The 15,077-nt window shown below is 50.7% G+C and carries 13 protein-coding genes, 2 pseudogenes and 1 riboswitch; of the genes and pseudogenes, 14 read left to right on the top strand and 1 reads right to left on the bottom strand.

The window, feature by feature from the left end; all coding sequences use genetic code 11:
• Positions 1 to 128 precede the first annotated feature (128 nt).
• Positions 129 to 228, top strand: a riboswitch (TPP riboswitch).
• Between the two features lie 110 nt (positions 229 to 338).
• The 9 genes and pseudogenes from BLT91_RS08305 (at position 339) to BLT91_RS08265 (ending at position 7,303) form a co-directional block, all read left to right on the top strand.
• On the top strand, positions 339 to 959 hold the full coding sequence (locus tag BLT91_RS08305; protein WP_090819326.1) for a thiamine phosphate synthase: 621 nt from the start codon (positions 339 to 341) through the stop codon (positions 957 to 959).
• The gene (gene thiO, locus BLT91_RS08300; RefSeq protein WP_090819324.1) at positions 960 to 2,225 is read left to right on the top strand and encodes a glycine oxidase ThiO; all 1,266 of its coding nucleotides are present in this window, start codon (positions 960 to 962) and stop codon (positions 2,223 to 2,225) included. It begins immediately after the preceding gene.
• Positions 2,209 to 2,412 carry a sulfur carrier protein ThiS gene (gene thiS, locus BLT91_RS08295; protein ID WP_090819322.1) on the top strand — a complete coding sequence of 68 codons (204 nt, stop codon included), beginning with the start codon at positions 2,209 to 2,211 and terminating at the stop codon, positions 2,410 to 2,412. The genes thiO and thiS overlap by 17 nt, the downstream gene beginning before the upstream one ends.
• A gap of 5 nt (positions 2,413 to 2,417) precedes the next feature.
• Positions 2,418 to 3,185 (top strand): thiazole synthase, encoded by a 768-nt coding sequence (locus BLT91_RS08290; protein ID WP_090819319.1) that lies wholly within the window; start codon positions 2,418 to 2,420, stop codon positions 3,183 to 3,185.
• A gap of 147 nt (positions 3,186 to 3,332) precedes the next feature.
• Positions 3,333 to 4,124: pseudogene (thiD, locus tag BLT91_RS08285) on the top strand (bifunctional hydroxymethylpyrimidine kinase/phosphomethylpyrimidine kinase); the annotation flags it as partial.
• A gap of 137 nt (positions 4,125 to 4,261) precedes the next feature.
• Entirely contained in the window at positions 4,262 to 4,909 is a 648-nt protein-coding gene (gene thiE / locus BLT91_RS08280) for a thiamine phosphate synthase (RefSeq protein ID WP_090819312.1), read from the top strand.
• A gap of 109 nt (positions 4,910 to 5,018) precedes the next feature.
• Positions 5,019 to 5,297, top strand: a pseudogene (locus BLT91_RS08275) (phosphomethylpyrimidine synthase ThiC); the annotation flags it as partial.
• A gap of 282 nt (positions 5,298 to 5,579) precedes the next feature.
• Complete coding sequence (locus tag BLT91_RS08270) at positions 5,580 to 6,185, top strand: ArsR/SmtB family transcription factor (RefSeq protein WP_090819309.1); 606 nt, start codon at positions 5,580 to 5,582, stop codon at positions 6,183 to 6,185.
• A 2-nt stretch (positions 6,186 to 6,187) separates the two neighbouring features.
• Positions 6,188 to 7,303, top strand: a complete 1,116-nt coding sequence (locus BLT91_RS08265; RefSeq protein WP_090819302.1) for an aminopeptidase — start codon at positions 6,188 to 6,190, stop codon at positions 7,301 to 7,303.
• Between the two features lie 87 nt (positions 7,304 to 7,390).
• Here the strand turns inward: BLT91_RS08265 and BLT91_RS08260 are convergent, their stop codons facing one another.
• A complete protein-coding gene (locus BLT91_RS08260; protein ID WP_090819299.1) occupies positions 7,391 to 8,242 on the bottom strand; it encodes an AraC family transcriptional regulator in 852 nt (283 codons plus the stop codon).
• Positions 8,243 to 8,400: 158 nt separating this feature from the next.
• On the opposite strand from BLT91_RS08260, the gene BLT91_RS08255 reads away from it, so the two are divergent.
• The 5 genes from BLT91_RS08255 (at position 8,401) to hutG (ending at position 15,059) form a co-directional block, all read left to right on the top strand.
• On the top strand, positions 8,401 to 9,252 hold the full coding sequence (locus tag BLT91_RS08255) for a sugar phosphate isomerase/epimerase family protein (protein ID WP_090819296.1): 852 nt from the start codon (positions 8,401 to 8,403) through the stop codon (positions 9,250 to 9,252).
• Positions 9,253 to 9,514: 262 nt separating this feature from the next.
• On the top strand, positions 9,515 to 11,077 hold the full coding sequence (hutH, locus tag BLT91_RS08250) for a histidine ammonia-lyase (RefSeq protein WP_090819838.1): 1,563 nt from the start codon (positions 9,515 to 9,517) through the stop codon (positions 11,075 to 11,077).
• Between the two features lie 18 nt (positions 11,078 to 11,095).
• Positions 11,096 to 12,772: a urocanate hydratase gene (hutU, locus tag BLT91_RS08245; protein WP_090819293.1), complete on the top strand. Its 1,677-nt coding sequence runs from the start codon at positions 11,096 to 11,098 to the stop codon at positions 12,770 to 12,772.
• A gap of 14 nt (positions 12,773 to 12,786) precedes the next feature.
• Positions 12,787 to 14,091 (top strand): imidazolonepropionase, encoded by a 1,305-nt coding sequence (gene hutI, locus BLT91_RS08240; protein WP_090819290.1) that lies wholly within the window; start codon positions 12,787 to 12,789, stop codon positions 14,089 to 14,091.
• The gene (gene hutG, locus BLT91_RS08235; RefSeq protein ID WP_090819287.1) at positions 14,091 to 15,059 is read left to right on the top strand and encodes a formimidoylglutamase; all 969 of its coding nucleotides are present in this window, start codon (positions 14,091 to 14,093) and stop codon (positions 15,057 to 15,059) included. The genes hutI and hutG overlap by 1 nt, the downstream gene beginning before the upstream one ends.
• Positions 15,060 to 15,077 lie beyond the last annotated feature (18 nt).

The raw sequence follows: 15,077 nt of genomic DNA, 5'->3' as shown, positions 1-15,077 counted from the left end.
TTCATAGGTCGTTCTGTCTCCCTATTATAAGAGCTATCAAGCTTAGTGACTAGAATAAGATGCGGAGTAAACATTTTTATTCCCAAGTGCAGGATGGCGTGCTATGATAGTTAACAATTGAATAAAAAATGAATCCCTAGGGGCGCCGCAAGGCTGAGACAGAGTAAATCTGAACCCTTTGAACCTGAACTGGGTTATACCAGCGGAGGAAAGTGGAACGACAATTGGAGCCTCATCTATGCCTGTTTATTAGGCGGGAACCTACAACCACTTTTCTTTGAGAAAAGTGGTTTTTTTGTGTTTGTGACAAAGCTCAGCAGAAAGAGGTGAGTCTTCGAATGTCAGGGTATGAACTGCATGTTATATCGAATGGCAAGCTAGGGTGGACAGAGCTGGCGGCGATTGCGACTAAGATTCACCCTTATGTCACGGCCATTCATATTCGGGAAAAAAAGAAACCAATGGATGAGATATTCATAGGCTTACAGTTCTTACTTGAAACTGGCATACCAGCCAAAAGCCTTTATATCAATGGCTATCCATGGATAGCCTCGTCTGCAATGTTAGGTGGTCTACAACTCCCTGGCAGCACCACGCTGCTCCCAACGATAAGAGAGATCTACCGGTGTGTACAGCGGACTGGTATATCTGTACATAGTGCGGAGGAAGCCATACAGCGAGAGCAGGAAGGGGCGGATTATCTGATGTTTGGTCATATTTTTGCAACGAAATCGAAGTTAGGCGCCCCGCCTAGGGGGTTAGAGCAATTACGGAATGTCGCAGCCCAAGTCGTTGTTCCGATTATTGCAATCGGTGGCATTACACCTGAACGGGTTAGGCCAGTACTGGAAGCCGGAGCTTCCGGAATAGCGGTGATGAGCGGGATTTGGGAAGCGGCTGACCCGTTGGAAGCCGTAAAAGCTTATACGCACGAACTTCAGCGAATGGAGGCGAGATAAATGAAGCATACGAATGACGTCATTATCGTCGGCGGGGGTGTCATTGGCTCCTCTATTGCCTATTATTTGTCGAAGCGAGGTCAATCCGTCACGCTGCTGGAACGCGGCAGACTGGGCATGGAAGCCTCGGCGGCCGCAGGGGGCATGCTCGGAGCGCAGTCCGAGATGGAAGACACGGGCCCGCTGTTCCAATGGGCCCGGCAAAGCCGAGCGATGTTTCCCCAGCTGAGCGAGGAACTTAAAGCCCTCACGGGCATCGATATCGGCCTCGTCCGTGAGGGCCTGCTGAATGTCGCGCTCAGCGACGTTCATGAACAGGAGCTGCGCACGCGGGAGAAGCTCCAACGCGCAGCGGGCGAGAAGGCGGAGTGGCTGAGCGCAGCTGCAGCCGCAGAGCTCGAGCCCGCCTTGAGCGGAGCGACGCGCGGAGCTTTATACCTGCCGGAGGATGGGCAGGTTGAGGCTCCGCTGCTAGCGGCGGCGTTCGCGCAAGCAGCCCGGGTGCTGGGGGCGAATGTTCAGGAATTCGCCCAGGTACAGGGGCTGCTGACTGAGCGAGAACGAGTCAAGGGCATCATGACGAGCGAAGGTCCGCTCTTTAGCGACCACGTTATTGTGGCGGCAGGCACGTGGAGCGGACAGCTTTTGGCAGGCATCGGCGTAGATTTGCCGATGTATCCTGTGAAGGGCGAGTGTTTCTCTGTTCTTACGACGAAGCGGGAATTGAAGAAAACCCTGTTCACGACAGGGTGCTACATCGTCCCTAAAGCGGGAGGTCGGCTGCTGATTGGCGCGACCGTTGTACCGAACAACTACGACCGCAAGGTGTCGCTGGCTGGACTGGCGGAGCTGATGGATCGGGCGAGGCAGCTAATGCCTGCTCTTGGTGAAGCGGAGTGGGAGAAGGCTTGGTCGGGTCTGCGACCACAGACGGCGGATGGTTTGCCGTACATCGGTAAAGTGCCGGAGTACGATGGTTTATATGCGGCTTGCGGACATTACCGCAATGGGATTCTGCTCAGCCCGGTCACCGGTAAAGTGATCGCCGATTTGGTTTTAGGCAGCGCTGTGGAAGACTTACAGCCAGAGCTGGAGCTGGAAATGGAGTCAAGCTTACATCCCTTTTCAGTTATTGAACCATGGCTTGATGCCTTTAGCCCTGATCTATCGGGGCAAACCAAGAGGACTGGGCAACGTGAAGGGGAACTATTTTCAGCTACAAAGGTAGTGGGAAAGGAGCTGCATGGCATTGAAATTGCACATTAATGGTCAAAGCGTTGACGTTCCGGATGAGATTCGAACCATTGGCGAGCTGCTAGAGCACTTTGAATTGAGTGAGAAAATGCTCGTCGTGGAACACAATGAAAACATTTTACAAAAGGAAGATCACGTGAAAGCTAAGCTTTCTGAAGGACATAAAATCGAAATCGTTCATTTTGTTGGAGGGGGATAATTCATATGTTAAAAATCGGTCCTTACGAGTTTCGTTCACGTCTGCTGCTAGGAACGGGAAAATTCCCGGATTTTGATATTCAGAAACACGCTGTTGACGCAAGCGAATCGCAGATTTTGACGTTTGCGGTGCGTCGTATGAATATTTTTGAAGCGAGTCAGCCCAATTTCTTGTCAATGCTGGATGTGTCGAAATTTACCTTACTGCCGAATACGGCAGGTGCCAAAACAGCGGAAGAAGCAGTGCGTATCGCGAAGCTGGCGAAGGCCTCCGGACTATGCCACATGATCAAGGTTGAAGTCATCGGAGATGAGAAGACACTGCTGCCTGATCCGATCGAAACATTGAAAGCATCGGAAATGCTGCTGGAAGAGGGTTTCATCGTGCTGCCGTATACGTCGGATGATGTCCTTTTAGCCAAACGTTTGCAAGCACTCGGTGTGCACGCCATCATGCCTGGCGCATCGCCAATCGGAACAGGTCAAGGCATTATTAATCCGCTGAACCTGAGCTTCATTATTGAGCAGTCCACCGTGCCTGTCATTGTCGATGCCGGTATTGGTGCTCCTTCGGATGCTGCGCTTGCCATGGAGATGGGCGCTGATGGAGTGCTGCTGAACACAGCGGTGTCAGGTGCCAAGGATCCGGTCAAAATGGCTTACGCTATGAAGCTTGCCATCGAGGCAGGACGTGCTGGATTTGAAGCAGGGCGTATTCCGAAAAAGCGGTATGCTTCGGCTAGCAGTCCGATGGAGGGTTTTAGTCGGGTTTAGTGGAGGTAAGAGCGAAAATGTGAGACTGCTTGGGTGAGTGCAAAGAATGTTGGTCTAAGAAGGCTAAAATTGACTTCTCGGGAGAAGGGAAGCGGATTTTCCCTCGTGAGAGAAATTTAAGAGATTGAAGCTGAAAGGGGGAGCAAGATGTCGATCTACAAAGCGCTGACGGTTGCAGGCTCAGATAGCGGTGGAGGCGCGGGGATTCAAGCGGACCTGAAGACGTTCCAAGAACTTGGTGTGTATGGGATGTCGGTCATTACCGCAGTGACTGCACAGAATACGCTTGGTGTGCAAGGTGTTTATCCAATGAGTGCTGAGGCAATTGAGCAACAATTGGCTTCTATTGGGGAGGATCTGCCTCCGGATGCGCTCAAAACTGGGATGTTATTTAGTGGCGACATTATTCGAATCGTAGCGGCTGCAATACAAAAATATAAGTGGGAGCGAGTCGTAGTCGACCCTGTGATGATAGCCAAAGGCGGTGCCTCCTTACTCCAGCAAGAGGCCATTGATGCGATGATTCATTGTTTACTGCCGCTTGCCGATGTGGTCACACCTAATATACCTGAAGCTGAAGCGCTTAGCGGCATACAAATAACGGATAGCGTGTCGCGCCAGCAGGCTGCGAAGCAGATTCATCTCTACGGCTGCAAGAACGTGATGATTAAAGGAGGCCATGAAGCGAATACGGAGCATGCAACGGACTTGTTGTATGACGGTAAGGCGTTCACGGAGTTCTCATCCAGACGTTTGGTAACCCGGCATACACACGGAACGGGCTGCACGTTTGCAGCGGCGATAACTTCGGGACTCGCGCAGGGCTTAACCACGAAGGAAGCGTTTCAATTGGCAAAAAGCTTCATTCAAGCTGCAATTGCGGAGCCGATACATATCGGTAGCGGACATGGTCCTACGAACCATTGGGCTTATCAACGGGGAGTTAGAGCGAGAAATACGAATATCTCAACGTCAAAAGTGTCTGACGGAAAGATTATGGATGGGCAGCTTAACGCCGCTGGCGATAACGCCGATGTTGTCATCGTCAATGAAGATGTTCACATCCGAGGGGCGCGATGAATAGCGAGCAGCTGCGAAAAGCGCTGCGTTTGTATTTGGTCATGGGCAGCTCGAACTGTGGAAGGGCTGACCCTTATGCGGTGCTGGATGCCGCCATTGCTGGCGGCATCACGATGTTTCAGTTCCGCGAGAAGGGCGCCGGAGCCCTGCATGGGCAGGCGAAGCTCGAGCTGGGCGCGCGGCTGCGCCGCCTTTGCGCGCAGCACGCGATCCCCTTCATCGTCAACGATGATGAAGGGCTCGCTTTAGAGCTTGAGGCCGATGGTATTCACATCGGCCAAGAGGACGCTCCAGCCGCCGCCGTGCGGCAGCGGCTGAAGAATATGATCGTGGGCGTCTCGGCCCACGATCTTGCAGAAGCCCAGGCGGCGCTGGCCGAAGGCGCCGACTACCTGGGCGTAGGCCCCCAATACGCCACGCGCACGAAGCTCGATGCGCGTGAGGTCCGGGGGCCCGCCGTTCTAACCCGGATGCGCACCGGCGGCATCCGGCTTCCGATTGTCGGCATCGGGGGCATCGATGCCACGAATGCCACGCACGTCATCCGCGCAGGGGCGGATGGCGTCGCTGTCGTGAGCGCGATCGCAAGCGCGCGCTCGCCCCGCGAAGCAGCAGCTGAGTTGGTACGCATCACAACCATATAGCGTCCCGTGAAACCCTGATTGAGCAAGCGGAGCAAGTCGTTAGTTACTTCACGATTCATGCAGGAGTTTTGCTGCGTTACGTTCCTATGACAGCGAAGCGCGTAACGGGTCGAAGGCGCGCTTCGAGTTCCGCTGGCGCGACCAGTTCAATCTCTCGCTCGATCCGGAGAGGGCGATTGAGTACAACGATGAGACGCTGCCAGCCGAAGGCGCGAAGACGGCGCACTTCTGCTCCATGTGTGGACCGAAGTTCTGCAGTATGCGTATTACGCAGGATATTCGGCAGTACGCACATGCACAAGGGCTTGACGAAGAGGCTGCGCGAAACAGTGGTATGGAGGAAAAATCGAAACAATTCCGTGAAGCAGGAAGCCATATATATCGTTAATTATCTAGGGACGTTTCCACCATTAATGGGTGACAGAAACGTCCCTTTTTGCTACCATAGAGAAAAGCTTAACTTCGGTAATCCGTTAAAGCGTTGAATTGGTTATATGAAAGAGCATTCATGCTTGCTGAACGCGCAATTGACATGAATTCCTTTTCGCATTATGATACGGTTAAAAAGATTTGACCGTCGTTTAATTAATCTCGTTAAGAGATTAAGAGTTGACCATGAAGCGCATGATTGTAGGGCTGAATTGGTACATTAGAGGAGGTCGAGTCCAAGATGAAGCTGCAACCGGTTTATATTATTGAAGAGCTTGAGCAATTAAAAACGGTAAGTGATCCACTTCGCGCAAAGGTGTTACTTTATTTAATTGAGAAAGCTTACACCGGTCAGCAATTGGCGAAACTGCTAGGGATGGCGCGTGCGAAAGTGCATTATCATTTGCACGAGCTTGAGAAGCATGGCTTAATTTCGGTCGTACGTACCGAACTCAAAAACGGAATCGTACAAAAATTTTATCGTGCCGTTGCGCGTGGCTTCGTGCCTAGTGAAAAGCTGCTCCCTTATGTTTCCGAGGTAGAGAATTACTACCGTGAGAGGACGCTAAGCGTACTTGGACGTGCCAGACGTAGAGCGATCAATGCCCCGGAAGAGGCGTTCCAAATTCCATCTTCCGATCGAACGTACTGGCCGATCATCATGACCCAGGTCGAAGTCAAAATGAGCAAAGAGAAATATGCAGAATGGCTGAGAAAGTTTCGTGCTCTTATCTTTGAGCTCGATTCACAGCAGGAAGAGAATGGAGATTGGTTTTATTTGACTACAGTCGGCTTTCAAACTAATGAGCCGTCTTTTGATCCCGTTGATGAAGAAGAGGAGAGATAATTATGCTAGACCCAAGACTAACGAAGCTGGCTGATGTACTTGTGAATTACTCAGTTAAAGCGCAGCCTGGCGAAAATATTTTGATCGAAGCTTATGGCATTGATTCTGCTCTAGTGAAAGAACTTGTGAAGAAGATTCACGCAGCAGGCGCTCATCCTTATGTAAATGTAAGAGACCATGCGATTATGCGTCAACTGATTATGAACGGTACAGAAGCTCAAATGCAGACATGGGCTGCTGCCGATGCTTTCCAAATGAAACAAATGCAAGGCTACATAGGTGTACGCGGCGGAGCCAATATCTATGAGCTCTCGGATATCCCAGCAGATCGGATGAAGCTGTATAATTCGATTTATTATCAACAAGTTCATTTTGATGTCCGCGTGAAGGACACAAGATGGGTTGTTCTGCGTTACCCGACATCTTCCATGGCACAGCTTGCCAGCATGAGTACAGATGCGTTCGAGGAGTTCTACTTCAACGTATGTACGATGGATTACGGCAAAATGTCCAAAGCGATGGATTCTTTGAAGGAACTGATGGATCGCACAGATAAAGTGCGTCTAGTAGGTCCTGGAACGGATTTGACGTTCTCTATCAAAGGAATCGGCGGCGTGAAATGTGATGGCGAGCTCAACATTCCGGATGGCGAGGTTTACTCCGCTCCGGTACGTGATTCGGTGAATGGCGTGATTTCCTTCAATACACCAACGCCTCACGATGGCTTCATTTTCGAGAATATCGTTCTTGAATTTGAAAATGGTAAAATCATTAAAGCGACAGCTAACGATACCGATCGAATTAATGAGATTTTCGATATGGATGAAGGTGCGCGCTATGTGGGGGAATTCGCAATTGGCGTGAATCCTTACATTCAACAACCGATGAAAGATACGCTGTTTGATGAGAAAATCGACGGCAGCTTCCACTTCACACCAGGCAATTGCTACGATGATGCTTACAACGGCAACAAATCCTCGCTGCACTGGGATATCGTGAATATCCAACGTCCGGAATACGGCGGCGGCGAAATTTGGTTTGACGATGTGCTCATTCGTAAGGATGGTATTTTCGTTCTGCCTGAGCTGCTACAGCTGAATCCGGAAAACTTGAAGTAGAGCAGCTCAGAAACAGAGTCTCGCTTTATATACAAAAAAAGGTTGTCCAAAGTCGTAAAGACTTGGGCAACCTTTTTTGTATTCGGATCAAGCTCTCCGTTGATGCGCCTGGTACTGGCGAGGGGGAAGACCGACAGCTTTCTTAAACGTTCGGATGAAGTTGGAGTAGTCGTTGAAGCCTGCTAGCTGGCACGTATCTGTGACCGTGGAGCCCTCGCGCAGCAGCTGCTTCGCTTTGGCAATACGCTTGAACAAAATATGTTCATGAATGGTGCTGCCTGTGTGTTTTTTGAATAGCCGGCAAAGGTAGGATCGATTCATGTAAACAACGTTCTCTAATACCTCGAGCGACAAATCCTGATCTAAATTTTCGTCAATATAGGTAAAGAGAGAGGAGAGTTTATCGGGAATCATAATCTGTTCCTCTTGCTTGCCTTGATTCTGAAAAATTCGATTGATAAAGACGAGAAGCTCGACAAAGGCAGAGACATATAGAATTTCGGAGCCAGGGAGCGATTGAGGTCGATTATGCGTTTCCATACGCTCATATAGCTTCATAATGTCATCGAATTGCTGCGGATTCAGGCGCATCCGGTTCTGTTCACCAAATATGCGGTTATTGAAACAGTCGAGCAAGTTAAACTGCGGGGAACTAAAGGCTTCCAGCAGCGCAGGATTAAAGTGGATAACGACGTTCTCGTAACGCTGTTTTTTGGATTGAAAATTAGGTCTATGCAGTTCATTACTGTGCATAATTAGCAAATCCCCATACTGCAAGGGATATACCTGTTTTTCAATGAAGTAATGAACGTCTCCGGTGAGAAAGAAATAAATTTCGTAATGGTCCTGGTGCTGGTGGAAATCCAAAGGAATCGGATCGTGGGTCACAGCATGTCTGAAATTTATCATTTGATGTAGATTCTTGTACAGTTCCTGCATGTGAAGCTCTCCTCTATTAAGCTGGAGTCAATATTAGCAAACTTTTGCCCAATTAATGCAATGAATACGTTTTTATTATACTGCAAAATGAAGAATAGATAAACAATCAACCTGTTTTTGTTAAACTCTGGTTATATATACTCTAAGGAGGATCCAATATGAAATTATCTGTATTTACTGTAGCAACACCAGATCTGACGCCTGAAGAACTAGCAAAAGCAGCGAGTGCAGCCGGAATTGAAGGTATTGAATGGCGTTTTAAAGATATTCCTGCGGAGGTTGCACAAGAAAAGCCTTCTTTCTGGAGAAATAATCTTTGTTCCATTGACCCTAATGCTTCGGATGAAGAACTGGAACGGTTCCGACTCATTGCAGTTAATCATAACTTGGTGAACTTAAGTATCACTCCGTACTTGAATAGCTGTAATGTTGCTGAGACAGAGCATGTTTTCAAAGCTGCCAAAAAAGTAGGAGTTCCTTTTATTCGTGTCGGTGTTCCTGGATATGATAAGAGCCAAAATTACAATGACTTGTACGCAAGGGCTGTGGATTATTTACACCATGTTCAAGAGTTATCTCAACAGTATGGTGTCAAAGGGTTATTGGAAATTCACCATAATACAATTGCCCCGAGTGCTGGATTGGTACATAGATTGGTTTCCAATTTCAAGCCTGATCACCTAGGCGTTCTACATGATGCGGGCAACATGGTGCATGAAGGATACGAAAATTTCCGCCTTGGCCTTGAATTGCTAGGACCTTACCTAGCTCATGTTCATGTGAAAAATGCAAGATGGGTTCCGACTGGCGAAGAGCAAGATGGCATCAAGCTTTGGAGAAGCGAGTGGTCCCCAATAGACGAAGGGATCGTCAACTGGAAGCAGTTGATCACTGACTTAAGAGCTGTCGGTTACGACGGTTACCTCGGTATTGAAGATTTCAGCGGCCAATATGGCACGCAGGAGATGCTGAACAATTTTGCCTCAAAAGTGAAGATGTGGTTGGCGTAAGGCTTGTAATAATAGAATTTCATATGCCGTAACTGGGCAATAAGTCATCTTGACAGCTTGCGAACCGGCGTGTGACAATAAGATAAGCACAATCATAATATCTAAAAAGTGAGTGATCGCGATGAAGGATCGGCTAGAGCATGATACTGGACAATCGCATATAACCCTCTTTTTTAAAAAAGGGACCGTATGGAAGCTAATAACTTCCGTACGGTCCCTTTCTTTTGGTAAAGCGAGAAAGGAGTCTGAATAGACCATGGCGATGATATACAAACAACAGGAAAGCAGTGCAGAAGTGACTCCGGTTTTATTAGACGGGGAGCAATTGACATCCGAATTGGTGGCAGCGGTTGCGTTTGAACATGTGCCGGTGGTACTAGATGAAGAGGCATTCAAGCGTGTGGTCGAATGCCGCAAAATGGTGGAGGAACTGGTTGCAACAGGCAAAGTGGTATATGGCGTCACGACAGGGTTCGGAAAATTCAGCGACGTACATATTTCGCCGCAGGACGCCGTGCAATTGCAAGTAAACCTGATCCGCAGCCATGCTTGTGCAGTCGGCAAACCGCTGCCGGAACCGACGGTGCGCGCTCTGATGCTGCTGCGCGCAAACGCGCTGGCCAAAGGACATTCCGGCATCCGCCCGGAAACGCTGCAGCTGATGATCGACTGCATCAATTATGACGTACTCCCGGTCGTGCCTGAGCAGGGCTCGCTTGGCGCTAGTGGGGACTTGGCGCCGTTATCTCATCTAGCGCTCGTGCTGATGGGCGAGGGAGAGGCATTTTACCAAGGCGAACGCCTGCCAGGTGCGTTAGCGTTAGCTAAAGCAGGGCTCAAACCAATTACCCTCCAAGCGAAAGAGGGGCTTGCCCTGATTAACGGCACGCAGATAATGACGTCCATCGGCACCTTGGCGCTTGTAAAGGCGGAGCGTCTCGCGAAAATCGCCGATGTGATCGCATCTCTGACCGTCGAATGCCTGCGTGGCATCCCGGATGCCTTTGCAGAAGAGGTTCATCGTGTACGCCCATATCCTGAGCAGATCGGGGTGGCGAAGAACCTGCTCAACCTGCTGCAAGGCAGCAAGCTGACGACACGCCAAGGCGAGCTTCGCGTACAGGATGCATACTCACTGCGCTGCTTGCCGCAAGTGCATGGTGCAACGCGCCAAGTTCTTGCCTATGCGCGCGATAAGATTGCCATAGAGATCAACTCAGCTACCGATAACCCTCTGTTATTCGTTGATAAGGGTCTCGTCATCTCCGGCGGTAATTTTCATGGGCAGCCAATCGCGTTTGCCATGGATTTTCTTAAAATCGGCATGAGTGAGCTCGCGAACATCTCAGAACGCCGTACAGAGCGGCTGGTCAATCCGGCGCTATCCGGCGGACTGCCTGCTTTTTTGAGTCATAACCCTGGGGTTGGTTCCGGTATGATGATTACGCAATATGTCAGTGCATCGCTCGTTTCGGAAAATAAAGTCCTTGCACATCCGTCAAGTGTAGACTCGATCCCGTCTTCGGCGAATCAAGAGGATCATGTGTCCATGGGTACCACAGCAGCGCGTCATGCGGCACAGGTGATCGACAACGTGTCCAAAGTACTGGCCATCGAGTTGATCTGTGCAGCCGAAGCTGTCGAATTTATCGGGGCTGAGGGTCTTGCTCCGGCGACTCGAGTCCTATATGACAACCTGCGGGCACTCGTACCGGCAGTAGTTGAGGACCGCTCTACTTCCCGTGATATCGAAAACACAGCGACTGCCTTGCTGGAAGGCGAGTGGCTGCAAGCGGTTGAGGCTGTTTCTGGTTCGCTATTTTAATCACAAAGGAGATCCTATATGACTAATTCTAACCATCAAAAGCGAGAAATTCGCGCCCCTCGCGGTACGGAACTATCCTGCAAAGGCTGGGTGCAGGAAGCAGCCATGCGCATGCTCATGAATAACCTCGACCCGGATGTCGCAGAACGTCCGGAAGATCTGGTGGTCTATGGAGGTATCGGCAAAGCGGCTCGTAACTGGCCTTCCTATGACGCCATTGTGCGCGAATTGCAGCGGCTGGAAAATGATGAAACGCTGCTGATTCAATCCGGCAAGCCGGTCGGCGTTTTCAAAACCCATGAACGTGCACCGCGTGTGCTGCTCTCTAACTCTGTTCTCGTTCCGAAATGGGCGAATTGGGAGCATTTCCGCGAGCTAGAGCAAAAAGGGCTGATGATGTATGGCCAAATGACAGCGGGCAGCTGGATTTACATCGGGACTCAGGGTATTCTACAAGGTACTTTTGAAACTTTTGCTGAAGCGGCACGTCAACATGCAGGCGGTACCCTCAAAGGTACTTTGACATTGACGGCAGGCCTTGGCGGCATGGGTGGGGCACAACCGTTAGCTGTCACCATGAATGAAGGCGTTGTCATTGCCGTCGAAATCGACCGTACCCGCATTGAGCGCCGCATCCAAACCCGTTACTGTGATGTGCTGGCAGAAACGCTGGATGAAGCACTTTCGCTTGCGGGTAAAGCGATGGAAGAGAAAAGACCGCTAGCCATCGGCCTTCTTGGGAATGCGGCGGAAATCTATCCGGAATTTGTGCAACGCGGTATCAAGCCGCATTTTGTAACCGATCAAACCTCGGCTCATGACCCGCTAATCGGCTACATACCGACTGGTTTAACGCTGGTTGAAGCAGCTGCTTTGCGTGATACTGATCCTGATCAATATGTAAAGCTTTCTAAAAGCAGTATGGCCACTCATGTGCAAGCGATGCTCGACCTGCAACAAATGGGGTCCGTCGTATTCGACTACGGCAACAATATTCGTCAAGTCGCGTTCGACGAAGGCGTAACAAACGCATTTGATTTTCCGGGCTTCGTACCCGCCTATATCCGCCCGCTGTTCTGTGAAGGTAAAGGGCCATTCCGCTGGGCAGCGCTTTCTGGGGATCCGGAAGACATTCGCAAAACAGACGAGCTCGTGCTCAAGCTTTTCCCGGAAAATGATCACCTGCGCCGCTGGATCGAGATGGCGAGCGAGCGTGTCGCATTCCAAGGGCTTCCAGCGCGTATTTGTTGGCTCGGCTATGGCGAACGCGAGAAATTCGGCCTCGCGTTGAACGAAATGGTAAAAAATGGAGAGCTTAAAGCGCCGATTGTCATTGGTCGCGATCATCTGGACTGTGGTTCCGTGGCGTCGCCGAACCGTGAAACGGAAGCGATGAAAGACGGCTCCGATGCCGTTGGCGACTGGGCGATTTTGAACGCTTTGATCAACACTTCGGCAGGCGCATCTTGGGTTTCTATCCATCATGGCGGCGGCGTAGGCATGGGCTACTCGCTGCACGCAGGGATGGTTGTGGTAGCAGATGGAACGGATGCGGCGGCAGAACGACTGCGCAGTGTTCTGACCTCTGACCCTGGCATGGGTGTTATACGTCATGTGGATGCCGGCTACGACGAAGCCATTGAAACAGCAGAAAAACATGGCATTCGCATCCCGATGCGTGAGCAGATGTCTTGAAGGAGGAAGAGCGGATGGAACGGATTGATTTGCTCATTACAGGGATTGGTCGTTTAGTCACCCCGCCGGGGAATGCAACGCGCTGCGGGCGAGAAATGAAGGAAATTCGTGAGATCACGGATGCGGCGGTAGCCATTCGCAATGGACGAATCACCCTTGTTGGCCCCGAACAGGAAGTTCGGGACTTCCTTGCAGGCGTCGAAATCGCAGAGACTATCGACGTCTGCGGGCGAATGGTCACGCCAGGTTTGGTTGATCCGCATACCCATCTCGTTCATGGCGGTACGCGTGAACATGAGCTGGCGCTGAAGAGGTCCGGCGTCCCGTATTTGGACATTTTGGCTCAGGGCGGCGGTATTCTCAGCACAGTGAAATCTACACGTGCCGCTAGCGAGCAAGAATTGTATAACAAGGCGCGCAGAAGCCTTAACGAGATGCTGATGAATGGCGTCACTACGGTTGAAGCGAAAAGCGGCTACGGCCTTACATTGGAAGATGAATTGAAGCAATTGCGTGTTGCGAAATGCTTGAATGAGACACATCCGCTCGATATCGTCTCGACGTTTATGGGGGCTCATGCGGTGCCGCCGGAGTATAAAGGGCGCGAGGATGATTTTGTAGATCATATCGTCCATGAAATGCTGCCCAAAGTAGCTGAAGAAGTGCTCGCAGAGTTTTGTGACGTATTCTGTGAGCATGGCGTTTTTTCCATCGAGCAGTCACGCCGCATTCTGCTGGAAGGTAAGCGCAATGGTCTGATCCCGAAAATACACGCGGACGAAATAGAGCCGCTGGGCGGCGCCGAGTTGGCAAGCGAAGTGGGTGCGATCTCCGCAGAGCATTTGCTTGCTGCAACCGATGAAGGTTTGGCTGCTCTTTCCAAACACGGTGTGGTTCCGGTGCTTTTGCCGGGCACTTCGTTCAACCTGGGACTGAGCAAACATGCGCGTGCGCGTGACATGATCGACAAGTACGAACTGCCAGTGGCCCTTTCCACTGACTATAACCCGGGCTCCTGCCCGACCGAATCGATCCAGCTCGTGATGATGCTGGCTTCTCTGAACTTGAAAATGACGCCGGAGGAGATTCTGACCGCTTGCACGATCAACGCGGCAAACGCGCTGGGACGCGGAGAACACATTGGTTCTATCGAGGTGGGAAAACGCGCGGATTTAACGATATTCGATGCGCCAAACCTCGCGTACCTGCCGTATCATTTCGGTATCAATCACACGTTTGGCGTTATCAAAAACGGGAATGTGATCGTATGGAACCGTACCATCGTAACTACGGAAGCAGGTAAGGAGGAAGCTGTGTAATGAGCCATGAGATTCCATTTCTAAAATCACCGGATCAGGCTGCGTTCAGAGATCATATGGAAACCAAGGTTGCCCACTGGATTCGACAGTGGGACGGTCAAGAACAATTACTTGCAGGCATCATCGGCATCCCGTTATCCAAACCGTCGATCTCGCATTCAGGCGCTTCGACAACACCAGCGTCGGTCCGTGCTGCGTTCAAGTCGTTTACTACGTACTCGATGGAGTATGGTGTAGACCTGCAGGATTTGGCTGTTCGTGACCTTGGCGATGTCCAAATGCATGTGACCGACATCGCCGAATGCCACCGCCGCATCGAGGAAAGTTTGCGCGCGCTTTACAAAACACAGCCAAACCTGATCCCGATCATTTTCGGGGGGGATCATTCAACGAGCTGTCCATCACTCAAAGCCTTTGTCGACCGCCATCCGGGTAAAAAAGCGGGCATTATTCATTTTGACGCCCACCATGATGTGCGCAATTTTGAAGATGGCGGCGTCACTAACGGCACCCCGTTCCGAGGTATCCTCGAATCGGGTGTGGTCCAGGGGCATAACATTGTGCAAATTGGCATTCGCGGTTTCATGAATTCGAAGCCGTACCATGACTACGTGAAGAGTAAAGGCGTAAACGTATTCTCCTCACGGGATGTAAGACGCATGGGTATTAACGCAGTACTTGACCAGGCGCTTCAGCTTGCGGGTAATGGCACGGATGCGCTTTATGTGAGCTTTGACGTAGACGTTATCGATCAGGCCTATGCTCCTGGTTGTCCGGCGATCGGTACCGGCGGAATGAATCCATGGGACGCTTTGGATGCTCTCTACCGTCTCGGTTCGTTACCACAGGTGCAGGGGCTGGACTTTGTCTGCATCGATCCGACCGTCGATGTGCGCAACGTGACCTCACGCCTTGCGGTACAGTTTATGCTCAGCTTCTTGGCAGGACTGGCTCTACGCTCGGTTTAATCATTCATTCATTTTGCA

Origin of the sequence: Paenibacillus sp. yr247, assembly GCF_900103825.1 — a bacterium.
Taxonomy (GTDB): Bacteria; Bacillota; Bacilli; order Paenibacillales; family NBRC-103111; genus Paenibacillus_E.
This window is presented reverse-complemented; position numbering and strand designations above follow the sequence as displayed.